Source organism: Martelella sp. UBA3392 (assembly GCF_002358775.1).
Lineage (GTDB): Bacteria > Pseudomonadota > Alphaproteobacteria > Rhizobiales > Rhizobiaceae > Martelella > Martelella mediterranea.
This window is the reverse complement of sequence record NZ_DEPM01000169.1, coordinates 1-17,542: the sequence shown is the minus strand read 5'-3', so window position 1 is coordinate 17,542 and position 17,542 is coordinate 1. Positions and strand designations below refer to the sequence as shown.

At 61.2% G+C, this 17,542-nt stretch carries 14 protein-coding genes and 1 pseudogene; 8 read left to right on the top strand and 7 right to left on the bottom strand.

Annotation, left to right across the window (positions count from 1 at the left end; all coding sequences use genetic code 11):
• The 4 genes and pseudogenes from B4E36_RS12915 to B4E36_RS12900 all read right to left on the bottom strand — a co-directional run.
• A pseudogene (locus tag B4E36_RS12915) lies at window positions 1-338 on the bottom strand (carbohydrate ABC transporter permease); the annotation flags it as partial.
• Window positions 335-1,195 carry a sugar ABC transporter permease gene (locus tag B4E36_RS12910; RefSeq protein WP_345900435.1) on the bottom strand — a complete coding sequence of 287 codons (861 nt, stop codon included), beginning with the start codon at window positions 1,193-1,195 and terminating at the stop codon, window positions 335-337. The gene B4E36_RS12910 and the pseudogene B4E36_RS12915, both read right to left, overlap by 4 nt.
• A 77-nt stretch (window positions 1,196-1,272) precedes the next feature.
• On the bottom strand, window positions 1,273-2,499 hold the full coding sequence (locus tag B4E36_RS12905) for a sugar ABC transporter substrate-binding protein (protein WP_345900434.1): 1,227 nt from the start codon (window positions 2,497-2,499) through the stop codon (window positions 1,273-1,275).
• A 510-nt stretch (window positions 2,500-3,009) separates the two neighbouring features.
• Window positions 3,010-4,182 (bottom strand): mandelate racemase/muconate lactonizing enzyme family protein, encoded by a 1,173-nt coding sequence (locus tag B4E36_RS12900; protein WP_292055308.1) that lies wholly within the window; start codon window positions 4,180-4,182, stop codon window positions 3,010-3,012.
• Window positions 4,183-4,518: 336 nt separating this feature from the next.
• On the opposite strand from B4E36_RS12900, the gene B4E36_RS12895 reads away from it, so the two are divergent.
• Together B4E36_RS12895 and B4E36_RS12890 are read left to right on the top strand one after the other, a co-directional pair.
• On the top strand, window positions 4,519-5,313 hold the full coding sequence (locus tag B4E36_RS12895; RefSeq protein ID WP_292055307.1) for an IclR family transcriptional regulator: 795 nt from the start codon (window positions 4,519-4,521) through the stop codon (window positions 5,311-5,313).
• Window positions 5,310-6,506: a mandelate racemase/muconate lactonizing enzyme family protein gene (locus tag B4E36_RS12890; protein WP_292055306.1), complete on the top strand. Its 1,197-nt coding sequence runs from the start codon at window positions 5,310-5,312 to the stop codon at window positions 6,504-6,506. Before B4E36_RS12895 ends, B4E36_RS12890 begins: the two co-directional genes overlap by 4 nt.
• A gap of 101 nt (window positions 6,507-6,607) precedes the next feature.
• Here the strand turns inward: B4E36_RS12890 and B4E36_RS12885 are convergent, their stop codons facing one another.
• From B4E36_RS12885 to B4E36_RS12875, 3 genes are all read right to left on the bottom strand, one after another.
• A complete protein-coding gene (locus B4E36_RS12885) occupies window positions 6,608-8,176 on the bottom strand; it encodes a glycosyltransferase family 39 protein (protein ID WP_292055305.1) in 1,569 nt (522 codons plus the stop codon).
• Window positions 8,177-8,213: 37 nt separating this feature from the next.
• On the bottom strand, window positions 8,214-9,344 hold the full coding sequence (locus tag B4E36_RS12880) for a glycosyltransferase family 2 protein (RefSeq protein ID WP_345900436.1): 1,131 nt from the start codon (window positions 9,342-9,344) through the stop codon (window positions 8,214-8,216).
• Between the two features lie 172 nt (window positions 9,345-9,516).
• On the bottom strand, window positions 9,517-10,341 hold the full coding sequence (locus tag B4E36_RS12875) for a phosphatase PAP2 family protein (RefSeq protein WP_292055303.1): 825 nt from the start codon (window positions 10,339-10,341) through the stop codon (window positions 9,517-9,519).
• A 266-nt stretch (window positions 10,342-10,607) separates the two neighbouring features.
• Here B4E36_RS12875 and B4E36_RS12870 point away from each other — a divergent pair, with 266 nt between their 5' ends.
• The 6 genes from B4E36_RS12870 to trpB all read left to right on the top strand — a co-directional run.
• Complete coding sequence (locus tag B4E36_RS12870) at window positions 10,608-11,321, top strand: response regulator transcription factor (RefSeq protein ID WP_292055302.1); 714 nt, start codon at window positions 10,608-10,610, stop codon at window positions 11,319-11,321.
• On the top strand, window positions 11,318-12,676 hold the full coding sequence (locus B4E36_RS12865) for an ATP-binding protein (protein WP_345900433.1): 1,359 nt from the start codon (window positions 11,318-11,320) through the stop codon (window positions 12,674-12,676). The genes B4E36_RS12870 and B4E36_RS12865 overlap by 4 nt, the downstream gene beginning before the upstream one ends.
• Window positions 12,677-12,741: 65 nt before the next feature.
• Entirely contained in the window at window positions 12,742-13,869 is a 1,128-nt protein-coding gene (locus tag B4E36_RS12860; RefSeq protein WP_292055300.1) for an amidohydrolase family protein, read from the top strand.
• Window positions 13,870-13,974: 105 nt separating this feature from the next.
• A complete protein-coding gene (locus B4E36_RS12855) occupies window positions 13,975-15,117 on the top strand; it encodes an amidohydrolase family protein (RefSeq protein WP_345900432.1) in 1,143 nt (380 codons plus the stop codon).
• A 201-nt stretch (window positions 15,118-15,318) separates the two neighbouring features.
• The gene (locus B4E36_RS12850) at window positions 15,319-16,197 is read left to right on the top strand and encodes a helix-turn-helix domain-containing protein (RefSeq protein ID WP_292055298.1); all 879 of its coding nucleotides are present in this window, start codon (window positions 15,319-15,321) and stop codon (window positions 16,195-16,197) included.
• A 161-nt stretch (window positions 16,198-16,358) separates the two neighbouring features.
• Window positions 16,359-17,542 (top strand): tryptophan synthase subunit beta (trpB, locus tag B4E36_RS12845; protein WP_345900431.1); only part of this gene is annotated, 1,184 nt, incomplete at its 3' end.

Sequence of the window (17,542 nt, the reverse complement as noted above, 5' to 3'; positions counted from 1 at the left end):
CCGACCAGCACGAAGGACTGGTAGTATGGCTTGCCCTTGAAGTTGAACCGGGCAAAGCCGTAGGAGGCAAAAACCGCGAGGATCAGCGCCAGCAGGGTGGAGCCGACCGAGATGACGACGCTGTTCAGAAAATAGCGCGGGATATTGCTGTCGAACAGAACGGTCTTGTAGTTGCCAAGCGTCGGGGTGTGCGGGATCCATGTCGGGGGAACCGTATAGAGTTCGCGCAGCACCTTGATCGATGAAATCCCCATCCACAGAAACGGGAAAAGGCAGACGCTGACGACGAGCAGGGACGAAATCAGAATGATGACGCGGGCGAGCGGCGACGTTCTCATCGGGCCACCTCGTCATTGGAGGACAGGAACCGGATGTAGACGGCGACGATCGCCATGGCGACCACGAAGAAGATCAGCGAGAGTGCCGCGGCCTGATTGAACTGGAAGGACTCGAAGGCCAGGCGGAAAATCTGGATCGGCGTGATCAGGGTGAGGCTCGCCGGTCCGCCGCGCGTGATCGCATAGATCGTGGTGATATGGTTCAGCCCCCAGATCACCAGCAGCAGCGTCACCGCGATGATGACCGGGCGCACCTGCGGCAGGGTGATATGGATGACCTCGTCCCAGAATGTCGCGCCATCGACGCGGGCGGCCTCGTAGAGATCCTTGGGAATGGACTGCAGGCCCGCCAGAACCATGATGGCGACAAAGGGGAACAGCTTCCAGACATTGATGGCGATCATCGCCGGCATGACGGTATTGGGATTGGTGAGCCATCCGATCGGCTGGTCGAGCACGCCGGCAGAGGTCATCATGTAGTTGATGATGCCGAATTCGGTATGAAACATCCATGCCCAGGTGGTGGCAGCGACGATGCCGGGAACGACCCAGGGAATGACGGCAATGGCGCGCACCGCGCCGCGGCCGCGAAATTCCTGGTTGAGCAGGATGGCCGTCGCGGTGCCGAGCACGACCTGGAACACGATGGATCCGCCGACCCACCACAGCGTATTGACAAAGGCCTGCGGCGTGGCGCGCGAGCGCAGCACGTTGACGAAATTGGAGGAGCCGACATAGTTGCCGCGAATATCGGTCACGCTCAGGATCCCGGTATAGATCACCGGATATGCGATAAGCAGCAACAGCACGATGAGCGCCGGCAAGGCGAACAGCAAACCTGTCGGGGGCCGTTTCATGGATCATCTCCGAAAAGACGCATTCATTATTCCCCGGGGCGAGACGCCCCGGAGGTCGGTTCAAAAGGAAATATCGATTACTGATCGAGAAGCGCCTGGATATCCTGGGCGGCCAGATCCATCGATTCCTGCGGGGTCTGCTGTCCGAGAAGGATGCGCTGAATGCCGTCGAAATAGGCCTGGGTGATCTGCACCCAGTTCTTGTGGATCGGCAGCGGACGGGCATAAGGCAGCATGTCCTTGTAGACCTGGAGAAGCGGCGTGTTGAAGCGCTCCATGTCCATGGCGGATTTGCGGGCCGGGAAGGTATCCGTGTAGTTGCCCATGTTCTCGGTTTCGGTGAGGAACCGGATCAGCGTCTTGGCGTCTTCGGGATTGCCGGCGTCTTTCGGAATGACAAAGCTCCAGCCGGCGAGAATGCCCGAAGTATCCTTGCCTTCCGGATGCGGCGTCATCATCACGCCGATATCGATATCCGGATTTTCCTGTTGGATCGAAGCGAGGTCGAACTGGCCGGACTGATACATCGACACCGTGTCTGCGATGAACAGGCGGCGATTGGCGGTGCCGTCGTTTTCCAGCGTCGAGGAGGGCGAGGAGCCGTCCTTGTAGAAATTGGTCCAGTATTCGACGGCCTCGACCGCCGCCGGCTCGTTGACGGTCGCCTTGGTCAGGTCATCGGAGACGATCGTGCCGCCATTCATCCAGATGAAGGGAAGGGAGCGATAGAGCGTATTGCCCACCTCGCCGCCGCCGGTAATGGCGAAGCCGAACTTGCCGTCGCCGGTCAGCGTGCTGGCGGTTTGCGTCAGTTCGTCCCAGGTTTTCGGCGGGCTGTCGGGATCGAGGCCGGCCGCGGTGAAATCGCCGCGGTTGTAGATCACCGCCATGGTCTCGATGCGGTAGGGAATGGCGTAAAGTTCGCCGTCATAGGTCACGTAGTCGAGCGCCGCCTTGACGAAATCATCCTTGTCCTCGATGACGTCGCCGAGCGGCTGTACCAGATCAGCCTCGGCGTAGCCGTTCACCCACGGGCTCTGCACATCGATGATGTCTGGCGCGGAGCCGGACATCAGCGTCGTCAGGATACGCTGCGGCAGGCCGTTCGTGGTCGTGATCTCGAGATTGAGCGTGATGTCGGGATGCGCCGCCTCGAACGCGGTCTTGAGCTTCTGGGCCCGTGCCTCGTTGAAATTGGGCGTCCACCATGTGACTTCGCCGGCAGCAGCCATTCCCGATGCCAGCGTCAACGCCGACACCGAAGCGGCGATCAGTGCCGTCAGTTTAATCGCGGTCTTGGTCATGTTTCCTCCATTGCCGCGGCCTCCGCCGCAGCTCCACGCGGCGTTGGCCGCTCATCTCCCTCGCGGTCGCGCGCCATGCATGGCCTTTCGCATCCGCTGTCCTCCTGCCGTCTTTCGACGACGATTTGCCTGGAGGAGCGTGCCGCTCTCGACCCATTTGCCTGAAGGCGAATGGTCCTCCGTCGCGCGGCGTGTCGCGAACAACCGGGGCAAAGCCCCGTCTCCTCCCAGGTTCAGATCGGAATAACAATTCACATTTGAACTGAACCAGTTCGCAATTTAACTATGCCGCTGAACTGACGATGAGTCAAGCCGGCCGGGGCAACCTGCGTTCGTCGCGCTAAATAATTGAAAATTATGATTTATGGATTTCAGTCGTGCGTCGCACGCGCGGCCGGCGCGTAAAATCAATGCGCGCGCGCGTCCTCGCGACCGTCATCGATGGATGATGCCGAGAATCCGGCCCGGATCGTCATGACGTTTCCGGGCGCTTCCATTTGCGCCGATCGCCTAATCCTTGGAGGAAAGGGTTTGCGCTCCGGTGGCGATGCCCTTGGTATTCATCGACCCGTCGAAGAGCGGCACGTCATAGGGCTCGTAGGGGAAATTGGCGCAAGCCTCTTCGATGAGCTCGACGCCGAGGCCGGGTGCGGTCGGCGCCAGCAGGTCGCCATTGTCGAATTGCAGGGTTTCCCTGACCAGCGACTTGCGCCAGGGCACGTCGATGGAAACCGTTTCGAAAATCGCGAAATTGGGAATGGCGACGGAGGTATGCAGGGTCATCGCGTTCATCACCGGGCCGACCGGATTGTGTGGCGCCAGCGGGATGAGATGCGCATGCGCCAGATGGGCGATGCGCTTGGTTTCCGAAAGCCCGCCGAAATGCGAAACGTCGGTCTGCAGCACGTCGACAGCGTGTTTTTGCAACGCCTCAAGAACCTTTCCCGGCTCGAACCAGCGCTCGCCGGCCGCGATCTCGACCGGCGAGTTGGCGCGCACCTCGGCCAGCGCATCGATACTTTCCGGCGGCGTCGGCTCCTCGATCCATCTGAGGTCGAAACGCGCGAGCTCCCGGCACATGGCGATCGCGGTCGGCACGTTCAGCCGGCCATGCACGTCGAGCATCAGGTCGATATCCGGGCCGACGGCATCCCGCACTGCGGCGACGATGTCGATGGTTTCCCGGCGCTGCCTGCGGCTCATTTCAAGATCGGCGACGTCGAAAGGGTCCCATTTCAGGGCGCGATAACCCATCTTCACCGCCTCGCGGGCGCGCTCGGCATAGTCCTCCGGCTTGGTCGCGCCGAAAAACCAGTGATTGGCGTAACACTGTACGCGATCCCGGTACTTTCCGCCCAGGAGCTCGAACACCGGCACGCCGAGCGCCTTGCCCTTGATATCCAGAAGCGCGGCATCGATCGCGCCCAGCGCCGTGCGGAACACCGCGCCGGTGCGCCAGTAACTGTCGCGGTGCAACTGCTCGATGATCGCATCGCTTTGAAACGGATCGCGGCCGATGAGCGCGCGTTCCAGTTCCTTGAGCGCGGAAACGATGGTTTCGGTTTTCCATTCCAGCGTCGCCTCGCCGACCCCGTCTATGCCGTCATCGGTGTAGAGCTTGACGAAGACGAAATTGGTGCGCGACACATTGGCGACGAAGACGTTCAGCCCGGTTATTTTCATGTCCTGATGCCTTGCTTGAATGCTTGCTGCGGCAGCCGCCGGCGTGCCGGCCGGCAAGGTTCCAAACCGTCTGGCTTCGCGACGTCTTTCAGTTTACGCTGGCGCGGCTTCGGATAGCCGGGGTCCTGCCATGATCGCGCGGCGAGCCCGGCTGCTGCACGGTGACTTGCGGCGCGATGACTGGCTGTCTCGTTGTCCTCCGCCCATGATCCTGTCCGTGCGGGCGATGCCTTGCTTGCCGGCCTCCCAACCAGCTCAATTCATATATGAACTTTTGCAGTTCAATAAATAATGCTATAGGCAGTTTCCATCAAAAGTCAATCGAGCTGAGGGCCCATGGAAGAACTGGCTGAACCCGCCGAACGGAAGAATACCGTTCCCGTGATCGACCGGATGATGGAGGTTCTGGGACAGCTTGAACGCCGCCCGGACGGGAGCAACATTCGCGAGCTCACGCAGGATCTCGGCCAGCCGCGCACGACCGTTTATCGCATCCTGAATACGCTGCAGCATCACAACATGGTGCGCCGCGATGAGGACGGCTTCTACTATCTCGGCGACCGGCTGTTGCGGCTTGCCTCGCATGTGGCCGGCGGGGGCGGACAGGTGGATATCGCGGCCCTTGGCCAGCCGGTGCTCGACAAGTTGGCCGACGAGATCGGCGAGAGCTGCAAGCTCTCCGTGCTCGACGATCAGGGCCTGCTGGTCATCGCCGTTTCTCAGGGGCGACGGGAGTATGCGCTGGCGGTGACGCCGGGCCAGCGGATGCCGGTTCATGTCGGCGCCGCCGGGAAGCTTCTGCTTGCGCATCTGAGTGAGGACGAATTGCAGGACCGGTTCGCCCGGCCGCTGGTCGCGCTCACGCCGAAGTCGATCACCGATCCGCGTCGTCTGCGGCGCGAGCTTTCGCGGATCCGCAAGCAGGGTTGGGCGCAGGATGCCGGCGAGCACATGCTGAGCATCCAGGCTGTGTCTGCACCGGTATTCGACCGGTCCGGCAAGATGATCGCCGCCATAAGCGTTCCCTTCCTGAAAGGCACGGACCAGCAGCGGATCGACGAGATCCGCGAGGCGGTGCTGACGGCGGCCGAAGGCCTGAGCGTTGCCCTGAAAGGCCAGGCCGCCCAATGAGGATTACCGATCTCAAATGCGCCGTGATCGGCCAGCATCCGGTCGTGCGTATCGTCACCGACGAGGGTATTTCGGGTTACGCGCAGGCGGAGTTCTGGAAGCCCTATCTCAAGCGCCATATTCTCGATTTCCGCGATATTCTGATCGGCGAAGACCCCACCTTGGTCGAGCGCACCATGCTGAAAATCCGCCAGCGCGGCGGCTTCAAGCCAGCCGGCGCTGCCGTCAGCGCCATCGAGATGGCGCTTTGGGACATCGCCGGAAAGGCGGCCGGTCTGCCGGTTCACCGCCTGCTGGGCGGCAAGGTGCGCGACCGTGTGCGGGTCTATAATGGCGGCGTGCGGTTTCCGATGGCCGGACATGGTCCGGAAGACTACGCCGAGGATACGCGCAGGATGCTGGCCTCGCCTGAAGGCTTTACCATTATCAAACAGCCGATTGCGTTCCACTCGGACATGAAACGGAAAGTGCCCGATTTTTACTACGGCGAGCCGCGATCGAGCGAACTCCATGGCGCGCTCGATCGCGGGCCGATAACCGAGCGCGGCCTGGCGCATGCCATCGATTGCGTGGCGGCGATGAAGGAGGTGACCGGCGACCGGGTCGGTCTGGCACTCGATTGCGGACCGGGCTGGATGCTTGCGGATGCGCAGCGTTTCGCGCGCCGCGTCGAGGGCTTCAACCTGATGTGGCTGGAGGATCTGCTCACGGGAGACTACACGCCCTACGTCAATGCCGGGGTCTACCGCGAACTCACGCGGTCCTCGCCGACGCCGATCCATACCGGCGAGCAGATCTATCTGCGGCAGAATTTCAAGGAATTGATCGAAACCCAGGCCGTCCATGTCATCGGTCCCGATCCGGCGGATGTCGGCGGGCTTGCGGAATTGAAATGGATTGCCGAATTCGCCGATCTTCACGGCATCACCATCGCCCCCCACGGAACCGCGAACGGTCTTCTGGGACTTGCCGCCCTGGTACAGGTTTGCGCCACGCTGCCGTTCAATTTCATCGCCTTCGAATATCCGGTCGCGACGCCTGACTGGTGGGCGGATATCGTCGAAGGGCTGCCCGATCCGATCGTGCGGGACGGCATGATCACGGTTTCCGACCGCCCCGGCATGGGTGTGGACCTGATCCCCGAACGAGCGCTGGAACATATGGGGGAGGGCGATCGCGCGTTCTTCGACTGACGCAATGACCCCGTGCTCCTGCTGATGCGGATTTTCAGGAGCACAGCCCCATGTCGTCAGAAGCGGCGAGCCAGCGCGGCGGCGGTGTCGCCTGGACCGCTTTATTGTGTCGTCCCCATGCATCTCTCGACGGGTATGACAAGCAGGGTAAGTTCCGCCTGACCTGCGCGTCCGACCGGCAGGCGCGCAACGGGTTTGGTATCCTTCGGCGAGCATGACAGGGCCTTCCCCTTCTTTGCCCACGCTTCCTCACTGGCGACGATGACAAGTCCCCGCCTGCCGGCAAGAAGCGGATCCGACCGTGTGCCAAATCCGCGCTTGTCCCGTCCCAGAGCAATCACGCGCGCGATATCGCCCACCGCGAGATCCAGCTTTCCGGCCTCCGCCCAGTTCAGCCCTGCGACTGCGGGTCCATCCGGCATCCCGACCTTGAGCGGCGTGAGGACCTCCGCCACCGGAGACCAATCGATCAGGTCCTCGGTCGGATCATGCAGGGAGGACGCCAGCCGGTGCAGCGCTCCCGAGGCGCCGAACACGGCGGCGACAGCCAGGAGCGCGAGCGTCAGGACTGACGTCGCAATCGCATGGCGGATGGCCGGCCGGACGTCGCGGCTCAGCCGAGCGCCCAGCAATGGAAAGATAAACAACCACCCCGGCATCGGCCAATGCGGCAACCCTGTTCCGCTCCAGAGCGCCTGAAGCGTTGTGTAGCCGACCGCCGGAACCGCAAGGGCAAGGCAAAACAGCTCTTTTTCCGTTCGCCCCTTTCGAAGGGCGTGCACGGCCGACTGCATGAGGGGAATGGCGATCCACGGGCCCAGCCAGACGATCTGCCCGAGAACCATGCGGGCAAAGGCCCAGGGCGAAAACTGCGGGCTGCCGCGCCCGGCCTGGAAACGCAACGATGCCCAGTCATGCTGAACATTCCAGACCAGTACAGGCGAAATGACAACCAGGCCCACAAGGCAGGCGACATATGGACCTGCCGTTGACAACTGCCGCCGATGCCGCGTCGCGATCACGAAGAACATGAGGCCGGCGAGTGTGAAGAGCGCGGAATATTTAGCGAGACCCGCAAGGCCGAACAGCCCGCCCGCGAGGATCCACCAAGATATCGTGGGCTCTTTGTCACCGGGTGACGGGAAAAAGATCCTTGCCATGACCTGTGCGGCGCAGGCCAGGAAGAAAAGAAGGGGACCATCCGGCACGATCCAGGCGCCGGCCGAGACGAGAAAGAACAGCGACAGATTGAGGCAAAGGACGGAAAACACCGCCGCCACGCCGCCGAACAGGCGCTCGGTCAGGCAGAAGATCGACCACGACGTCGCCGCAAACAGCAGGACCGTGGGAATGCGAACCGCCCAGCTCCATCCGAAGAGAACGCCGGTCGCGTGGGCGATCCAGTAGTGCAAAGGCGGGTGGTCGAAATATGATAGCGCGAGAAACCGCGACTGGCCGATCGTATAGCTTTCGTCGATGCCAAAGCCGAGCACATAGGCCCATGTTAGTCGCACCAGCGTGAAGGCGAGCACGATCGCGACCGCGATGCGCCGCGGCGATGCGGCGAGCTTTCTGGATAGCGTTTCGACGGAAAAGGGGTGGGCAGACTGTTGTCTCTCAACGGCATTGCCGCCCGCCTTGCCATTGCCCGGGCGTGCTGGCGTTACCATCGCGCAGGCCTCCGGCGGAAAGGGAGAAAGCCGATAGTCATAGCGCACCCGGGCGGTTCCAGACGAGCGTTTGGGTCACCAGATAGTTCCACAGGCCGCTGACGAAGGCCCCGGCAAGGCCCGCGACCCACCAGGGGCCGGCCACCGTGAACAGCGCCGTCGCGATCCCGACATTGACCACAGCCCCAATGCCGCATATCGCGACATATACCAGCAATCCCCGGAAGAAGCTGCGCCCTCGCAATTGTTGGTCGTGATAGGTCAACAGGTTGTTGCCCGAGAAATTGACGATCATGGTGATGATGGTTGCGATCGCTTGCGCGGCCGCGAAATTCACGCCCGCGACAAGAACCAGGATGAGCAGTGCCATGTGCAGGCCCAGGCCGGCGGCGCCGATCAGGAAAAAAGATACCAATCGCAAGGAGACCAGCCCTCTCGTTGCCTTGGTGAAGAGAAGTCCCAGGAATTGAAGCGCGACGCGACGATCCATCTTGCTGTGTCCTGCCGAACGGGTGGCGAAGCGATAGGGCAATTCGGCTATCCGGACATCCGGTTCCGCATTTGAAAGGATATCAAAGAGGATCTTGAACCCCCGGTTGCTCAGCCGCGGCGCCATCGCTTCGACCAGATCACGGCGGGTCGCGAAGAAGCCGCTCATGGGATCGGTCGTCCGTGCCGTGATCAAGCGTTGCGCAAGGAAAGTTCCGATCCTCGACATCGCGCTCCTGAATGGCGAGAGCGCCGTTTCCTGGCGCGGCGCGCTATATCGGGTGGCGATGGCGAGATCGTTTCCGTCGCGTATGGCGGCGACCAGATCCGGCAGCAGCCGGTGATCGTGCTGGAGATCGGCGTCCATGACCGCGACGATCTCGCCCTGCGCGGACAATATGCCCTCGATGCACGCCCCGGCGAGCCCGCGTCGGCCGACCCGGCGAATGCAGCGTATCCGCGGCTCATAATGGCCTATATCGCGCAGCACCTCGACGGTGCGATCGGGCGAATCGTCATCCACGAATATCACCTCCCAGTTCAGGCCGTGGAGGGTGGCGATCAGGTGGCTCACGAGCTTGCCAACATTCTCCCGCTCGTTGAATGTCGGTATGATCACCGAAACGTCCGGAGCTGAGTGAAGCCGTTCCGGTTGGGCTCGAGCGGCTGGAAGGAACATCTCCATGTGCTGACATCCTTGTTTGATTTGACGCGAAACTTGCGCGGCCGCGCTGGAAGCTCTTGTTGCTCGACAGCAAGTTCAGGCGGGAAACGCCGGGAGGAAGGGGCTCTCGGCCGCTGGCGCGCAGATGCAAATGTGACCGGGGAATTGTCGTGTTGATCCGTCGCCATCACGCGCCGGTCTTCAGCCCCATTTTTCCGTGGAGCCAGAACATCAGCCAGCAGACAAGCAGCCAGCCGAGCACGGCATCCGACAGAAAGTGGGCGCCCATGACGACGCGGTTCAGGGCGACGAAGATGGAGAGCGGAACGATCACCGCGGCGGCGTATTTGCGGTATGCGTCCGGTACGAACACCAGCACGGCCATGAATGCGGCCGCCGATGCGGCTTCCCCGGATGGGAAGGAGCAACTGCTCTCGCACATCGACGCGAACTGCCATGCCGGCGTGAACTCCATCGCGCCGCCAAACTCGATCACATGCTGGGGCCGGGCCCGGCCGAAGAAGAACTTGAACGCGTGCACCATGATGGCCGAACCCAACGCATAGGTGAGCAGAACGAGCAGGGCGCGCTTCGATATCTGAGGCGCCGAACGCCTGACCGGTCTCGTCGCCAGCAGGACGAGCATCACGGGCACGACAAGGTAGGGAAGCATGCGGTTGGCATCGCGGATCAACACCAGCAGTCGATCATCGGAAAGATAGAAATGCGTGCCGTCGGCGAAGAACCGCGAAACGCTGAGGTCAATCTGCGGAAACATGACGAACAGCATGCTGGACAGGAGGACCAGCTTTCCAAGCACAAGCGGCGGATGCAAAGGGACGGTACGGCCGCGAGAAGCCCAGCTTCCGCCGGCCGTACCGTCGATGGGCGCGAGCGAAGCGAGCTTTCCCAGGGCAGGCCGGTTGACATCCTTCGACGCTGAATATGAGGTTTGCACGAGGACCATCCTCTCAATGACTGGTTGTTGAACGGGGCGTGGTGGGGATTGCATGCTTCCGCCATCCGCTGCGGTGCGACATGGCGACTGCAAGTCTTCCGCGCCCGCCGATGGCCAAGCCCGGACAGGCGGTTTCAATGCCCATCTTGTGCCACGAGGCGGACCGCCGGGATGTTTGCTTGTGTGAAGTTTTGTTTCCATCCGGCCTGACAGCCGCGGGCTCTGAAACAAATCTTAATATTGCTTCAGCAAACGGGCATTCTGCGCCGTGCTATTCAGAAACAGGCAAAGTGCCATATGGACGGTGAAGGAGCCGGAGCTTGTCGGACGCCTCTCGAATTCTGATCGTCGAGGACGACACACAGATCGCGGCCATGCTGCGCGACAGCCTGAACGAAAGCGGAATGATCGCGGAGATCGCCCGGGACGGCATCGCAATGGATGCGCGCATGAAGGTGTCCAGTTTCGATCTGGTGATCCTCGATGTCATGCTGCCTGGCGAAAGCGGCCTCAGTCTCTGTCGGCGGCTGCGGGTCGCAACGAATATTCCGATCGTCATGCTGACGGCGGCCGATGCCGAGATTGACAGGATCGTCGGTCTCGAGATCGGCGCCGACGATTATGTGACGAAACCGTTCAGCGTACGGGAGCTCATCGCCAGGATACGCGGCCTGCTGCGCCGCGCCGCCCTGCCTGCGCTGAAGGAGCCGAGACAGAGGCAGTTGCGGTTCGACGGATGGTTGGTGGATCCCATTCGGCGGCAGCTCTTCGATCCGACCAATGCACGCGTCGGCCTGACGACGCACGAGTTCGATATCCTGTTGGCCTTTTGCCGAAACCCGGGCCGCGTTCTGACGCGGGAGGAACTCCTGGGTGTCACCCATGCCGGTCTGGCCGGCCCGATCGAGCGCAGCATCGATGTTCACATCAGCCGATTGCGGCAGAAGATCGAGCATGATGCCCGCGACCCGGTCGTGATCAAGACCATACGTCTGGGCGGTTACATGTTTACCGCGAATGTCGAGGAATTATGAGGCTGAAGCGTTTCCTCCCCAACACGATCAGAGGCCAGATCACGCTCATCATTGTCGTGGCGCTGATCGTCGTCACCCTCGTCGGCAGGGCCCTGGAGCAGTGGGCAAGGGATGTCGCGCCGGACATGGAAGATATCATAACGCGCGTTGATACGATGGCGGAACTCCTGAAAGCGTCCCCGCCCGATACGCGCGAGGCCATCCTTTCGGCATCGCGCGTTGCCGGCTGGGATTTCTCGCTGGAGCCGTTTTCGGTCAGCGAGACCTTCACCGGACCGTCGGAACCGGAGGGCGTGCTGGCCATGGCGATCGACCTGCTGTTCCCGGCCGATAACCTCCGCCCGCCGGTCGGCGGCTGGCGCACCTTCTGGAACGGCGAGAGGGTGATCGCGGCAAAGGTCGACGACGACACGCTTCTCATCCTTTCCGGCTTTCCGGACACGATCCTGAACAGCGCCATCCTCAACGAGGGACCGTATTATTCCGTCGCAATCGTCGTTCTGATCGCGTTCTTCTTCATATTCGCCATTCGCGTCATCACCGAGCCGATCAAGCGGATTTCGGAAGCGGCCATGCATGCGGACATCGCGAACAGTTCGGAGATTTTCGAAGAACGCGGACCTGTCGAGATCGTGGCGCTCGCCCATGCGCTCAATGCGATGCGCAGCCGGATACGGGTAATGGTCGAATCGAGAACACGCATGCTGCGGGGCATTGGCCATGACCTTCGAACCCCTCTGACGCGGTTGCGGCTTCGCGCCGACCGCATGGAGGAAGGGCCGGTGCGCGATGGACTGCTCTCCGACATCATGCGCATCGACGGCCTCCTGAACGAGGTTCTGAAATATCTCAGGGACGATTATGCCACCGAGCCGATACAGCGCGCTGACGTCGCCAGCCTGCTGCAGACCGTTTGCGCGGAGTTCAGCGATGTCGGTTTTCCGGTCCGGTTCGAGGGCCCCAACCGGATGGTCATCGATTGCAAGCCGATGGCCATCATGCGGGCGGTCACCAATCTCTGCGACAACAGCGTCAAGTTCGCGACGGATGTCACCGTCAGCCTCAAAAACGGCAAGGCGGGCTGCGATATCCGTGTCACCGATAACGGTCCCGGCATTCCGGAACATTTGAGAGAGCGCGTCTTCGAGCCGTTCTTCAAGGGGGATGAGGCGCGGCCCCATGGGGATGCACCAGAGGGAAAGGAAGATTTCGGGCTCGGGCTCTCCATTGTCGCCGATATCGTCCACGCCCATCGCGGCGCCATCTCTCTCGCCGACAACGCGCCGAGCGGCCTGATCTTTCAAATCCTTATCCCGACCCATGGCGGCAACAGGACCATAAATGAAGCGAAGTGACCTGCTCTCCTGAATGGCCCGGGCGGGCCAAAACCGAACGACGCAAAACATTGGAGCTAAAACTGATGAAGTCGATCCTGAACCCCCTGATGCCCCTCATGACGGGAGGTCCCACCCTTCCAGCCGGCGTTCACGCACCTGATGTCGGCGCCGGATCGTCGGCGCCCGGCATTGTCTCGCGCGCCGCAGAAACAGAGATTTCCGATATCGCTTTGCGTGACAAGGACCTGCCATTCATCGGCACGGAGGAAACCTTTTCCACCCGTGAACTGATGACGTTGAACAACAGACTGTTTCTGGAGAAGACCGGTCTTGCCGAAATGGGTCCGCGCCGCATCGCCGCAATGGACGAGGCGGGCATCAACGTCCAGATCCTCTCTGCCCATACGCCGGGGGTGCAGAATGTCCCCGGTCAGGAGGGCATCGATTTCGCCTATCGTCTCAACAGAATGCTCGTCGACGGACCGATGGCTGCCTATCCGCGCCGGTTCCAGGCGTTTGCGACCTTGCCTTTGCTCGATCCGGAGGCCTCGGCGGACGAGCTGGAACGCACCGTTCGGGACGATGGCTTCGTGGGGTGCCTGACCAACGGGATCATCGGGAAAAAATTCCTCGATCATCCCGATTTCGAGCCCGTGCTGGCGCGCGCCGAAGCGCTCGATGTGCCGATATACCTCCATCCGGGCCTGCCGCCCGACGAGGTTTTCCAGATCTACTACAGCAATATGCGGCCGGAGTATCAGAGGGAATACCAGGACCAGGTTCTCTCCATCTCGGCATATGGATGGCACCAGGAAACGGTTACGCAATGCCTGCGCATGGTCACGTCCGGGGTGTTCGACAGATTTCCCAAGTTGCAGGTCATTGTCGGCCACATGGGGGAGGGGCTCCCGTTCTTCTACAAACGCATCGTGGAGAAGATGGGTGAAGTGACCGAAGACACCCTGGAGAAGCCGTTCGAGCAGTATTTCCAAGACAATTTCTGGTTCACGACGAGCGCCTTCTTTCAGGATGAACTGCTCGCTCTCTTGCTGAAATACATCAGTCCGGATCGGGTGATGTTTGCGACCGACTACCCGTTCGCGAACATGAAGGAAGGAACCGACTGGTTTCGGGCAGTGGATCTGCCGCGCGAGACCAAGGAAAAAATCGCATTCCGAAACGCAGAAAAACTGTTCGGCATAAAGGCCTGACGCATCCGCGCCGCCGGCTTTGCGGACGGGCGACGCACGCTCATACGCGGTCGCGCGGGCGCGAGACACTGAACTGCGCAACGCAACATCGGAGTTGAAACTGGCATGAAACCGATCGGGAAAAAACAAACAAGTCTGGTGATGGGACGCCGCACGTTTCTAGGCGGCGCGACAGTCCTCGGCGTTGGCGCCGGATTGTCCACACCCGCCATTATCTCCCGCGCTGCCGCGGCAGGCCCTTCGGTCATCGCGGATCGTGACCGGGACCTGCCGTTTATCGCCACGGAAGAGACCTATACCACCGACGAACTGATCGCACTGAACGCGATTAATGACGAACACGTCGCCTACCTCAAGGAAACCGGCCTTGCCGAACTCGGCGCCGGCCGCATCGCGGCCATGGATGCGGCCGGGATCAACGTTCAGATCCTCTCCGCGCATACGCCAGGCGTGCAGGATGTGCCCGGCCAGGAGGGCATCGATTTCGCGGTTCGTCTGAACAAGATGATCGCCGATGGCCCGATGAAGGCCTATCCGGGTCGGTTCCAGGCCTATGCAACCCTGCCCCTGCAGGACCCGGAGGCATCAGCGGACGAACTGGAACGCGCGGTTCGCGAAGATGGCTTTGTGGGCGCCATGACCAATGGATTCATTGGCGAGAAATTTCTCGACCACCCCGATTTCGAGCCCCTTCTGGCGCGGGCCGAGGCGCTTGGCGTGCCGATTTACCTGCATCCGGGCTTCCCGCCTGACAAGGTCTTCGACATTTACTACCGCACGACGCGATCAGGCTATGACCAGGAGTTCCAGAACTATATTTTCAGCGGTTCAGGCTATGGCTGGCACCAGGAGGTGCTTACGCAATGTCTTCGGCTGATCATCACGGGGGCATTCGACAGACACCCCAGCCTGCAGATGATCATCGGTCATATGGGAGAGGGCCTTCCATTCTACTACGAGCGTATCGTGGGCGATATGAGCGAGCCGACCAAGGACGCGCTGAACAAGCCTCTCGGGCAATATTTCAGTGACAATTTCTGGTACACGACCAGCGCCTTCTTCCAGGACGAACTGCTTCATCTCTTGCTGAGATATATCAGCGTGGACCGAGTCATGTTCGGGATCGACTACCCGTTTGCGGACATGAAGCAGGGAACCGACTGGTTCCGGGCGGTCGATCTGCCGCGCGAGGCCAAGGAGAAAATCGCGTATCGGAACGCGGAAAAACTGTTCGGCATAAAGGTCTGACGATCGCGACGGGCAACAGCGTTCGATCCGCGGGCATGCTTGAAGACTGCGTATGGATCGCAGAGCCATCGATGCCGATCCTGAGCGCCGCGGGATTGTGCGGTGTGTGGCGCCTGAACCGGATGAAGCGATCAGCCGGCTTCAGGCAGGTCGAGCCGAGTCAGGGGGAGCTTGTATTTCAGGCAATTTGCAGAAGTCACGATGCTCGAGATCGGCTATGCTTCTTCTGTAACTGGTGCCAGCGGGACGCTTTCGATGACGCAGGTTAAATCCATGAGCTTTGCCCAGCAGCAAGCTGACCTCTTGCGTGTTCGAGGGACGGCAAGTCGTTTTGATGCCCATTTTCATAGCACCTACTCGATCGTGGCGATCAAACGGGGGGCGGCTGAGATCAGATCGGCGAGATGGAGTGAAACCGCACGCGCGGGCGATGTCTTCTTCTTCAATCCGTACGAAATCCACTCGGCTTGCTGCTCCAGGGAGGACGCTGAGTACGACACATTGTACCCCTCCAGGGCGTTTCTCATCAGCTGTCTCGCGACCGACCACCGCGACGACGGACCTGTTAGCATCCAGACCGGCATTCTCAGGCAGAGCCGGGCGACAAGAGAGCTTATCGACGCCCTGAATACGCCGACGGTTGAGGACAAGATCATCGAGGTTTCGCTCCAGCAGATACTGGCAGCATGTGTTTTTTCGACGGATTGCGCGGATGAAAGCACCGGAGCACTGGCGCGCCGGGCCTGCATGCTAATCCGGGAGAACTGCACGCGGGCGATGCGGACCGAAGACCTCGCGCGCGAACTGGGGGTGCACAAGAGCCACCTTGCCAGGGCTTTCGGCAAGGCGGTGGGCATGGCGCCTCAGACCTATATCCGTCAGGTACGGGTGGCGAAGGCCAGGGAGTTGATTACGGAGGGCTTTCCGCTCAGCGAGATCGCGCTCATGCTGGACTTCAGCGATCAGGCCCACCTCACGCGAGAATTCAAGAAGGTCTATGGGGTGCCGCCAGGCGCGCTTTCGCGGGCCCTCGGGAAACATCGACGAATAGACCGGCGCTTGCCCCATCAAGCGCTTTGACAAGATTGAGCTGACCGCTACGCCGTTTCGTCTGCCTTCGCGGCGCTCGGCCGCCAACGCGACATGCAAATCCTGTTCAAGACGCCATATGATGGGTCGCGTAACTTCGGCACGCAAACGTCGAGGTTCCCAAGATGCAACAAGATGATCTTCCGTATTTGATGAAATTCCCTGACGCCACGGGGCATTTTGGGCGGTTTGGCGGCAATGACTATCCGCCGCAAGTGTGGCCGGCCCTTGAAGAACTCACATCAACCTATCTGTCGCTGCGAGACAGGCCGGACTTTCAGCATGACCTCGATACGGTTCGCGTCGGTTTGCAGGGACGACCGACCCCGGTTCATTTTCTCAGGACCACCACGGCCGAAGTCGGCGGCGCGCGCATCTACATAAAACGTGAGGATCTGAACCACACGGGCGCGCACAAGATCAATCACTGCGTGGGATTCGCGCTGCTCGCCCGCAATATGGGCAAGCGCAAGCTGATTGCTGAAACGGGCGCGGGACAACACGGGGTCGCGCTCGCCGCGGCCGCCGCCTATTTCGGTCTCGAATGCGAGATCCATATGGGCGAAGTCGACATGGTGAAGCAGGCCTCGAATGTCGGGCGCATGCGCCTCCTCGGTGCGCGGGTGGTCGCGGCAAGCGCTGGACAGTCCGCCCTGAAAGAGGCGAGCGACGCCGCGTTCAACGCCTATATCGAGCAGCATGATCACGCCCTCTACGCGATCGGCTCGGCGATAGGGCCACACCCCTTTCCCATGATCGTGCGCGATTTCCAGTCGGTTGTGGGACGAGAGGCGCGTAGTCAGTTCCTGTCTCTGAGCGGAGGGCAGTTGCCCGACCATGTCGTGGCCTGCGTGGCGGGCGGATCGAACGCAATGGGCATCTATTCAGGCTTCCTCGATGATCCCGCCGTTACGCTCCATGCCGTGGAACCTCTCGGCACGTCAGATGAGACCGGGAAACACGCCGCGACACTCTCCTTCGGAACGCCCGGAACGCTTAACGGTGCGCGGTCCCTCGTTCTGCAGCAGGAAGACGGGACGCCTTCGAAGGTGTCGTCTGTCGCATCCGGCCTGGTCTATCCCGGGGTCGGGCCAGAGATCGCGATGCTGCATGAGGAAGGGCGCTTGAAGGTCGCGGCGATCTCGAACGACGAGGTGATTGCCACATTCTTCCGCTTTGCAAAGTCGGAAGGGATCATACCGGCGCTCGAGAGTTGCCATGCGCTGGCATTCGCGATCAAATTGGCAAAGCGCCGCCCGCCCTCGGAAACCATCCTGGTCAACCTGTCGGGCCGGGGCGACAAGGATGTCGATTTCGTTCTGAACGAGTTTCGGGA

Excerpts from the sequence above, each read along its gene's own strand:
- B4E36_RS12875 (WP_292055303.1), bottom strand. The coding sequence starts at position 10,341 with ATGCAATCCCCACCACGCCCCGTTCAACAACCAGTCATTGAGAGGATG.
- B4E36_RS12855 (WP_345900432.1), top strand. The coding sequence starts at position 13,975 with ATGAAACCGATCGGGAAAAAACAAACAAGTCTGGTGATGGGACGCCGC.
- B4E36_RS12900 (WP_292055308.1), bottom strand. The coding sequence starts at position 4,182 with ATGAAAATAACCGGGCTGAACGTCTTCGTCGCCAATGTGTCGCGCACC.
- B4E36_RS12910 (WP_345900435.1), bottom strand. The coding sequence starts at position 1,195 with ATGAAACGGCCCCCGACAGGTTTGCTGTTCGCCTTGCCGGCGCTCATC.
- B4E36_RS12865 (WP_345900433.1), top strand. The coding sequence starts at position 11,318 with ATGAGGCTGAAGCGTTTCCTCCCCAACACGATCAGAGGCCAGATCACG.
- B4E36_RS12890 (WP_292055306.1), top strand. The coding sequence starts at position 5,310 with ATGAGGATTACCGATCTCAAATGCGCCGTGATCGGCCAGCATCCGGTC.
- B4E36_RS12860 (WP_292055300.1), top strand. The coding sequence starts at position 12,742 with ATGAAGTCGATCCTGAACCCCCTGATGCCCCTCATGACGGGAGGTCCC.
- B4E36_RS12885 (WP_292055305.1), bottom strand. The coding sequence starts at position 8,176 with ATGGTAACGCCAGCACGCCCGGGCAATGGCAAGGCGGGCGGCAATGCC.
- B4E36_RS12850 (WP_292055298.1), top strand. The coding sequence starts at position 15,319 with ATGCTCGAGATCGGCTATGCTTCTTCTGTAACTGGTGCCAGCGGGACG.
- B4E36_RS12880 (WP_345900436.1), bottom strand. The coding sequence starts at position 9,344 with ATGTTCCTTCCAGCCGCTCGAGCCCAACCGGAACGGCTTCACTCAGCT.
- B4E36_RS12905 (WP_345900434.1), bottom strand. The coding sequence starts at position 2,499 with ATGACCAAGACCGCGATTAAACTGACGGCACTGATCGCCGCTTCGGTG.
- B4E36_RS12895 (WP_292055307.1), top strand. The coding sequence starts at position 4,519 with ATGGAAGAACTGGCTGAACCCGCCGAACGGAAGAATACCGTTCCCGTG.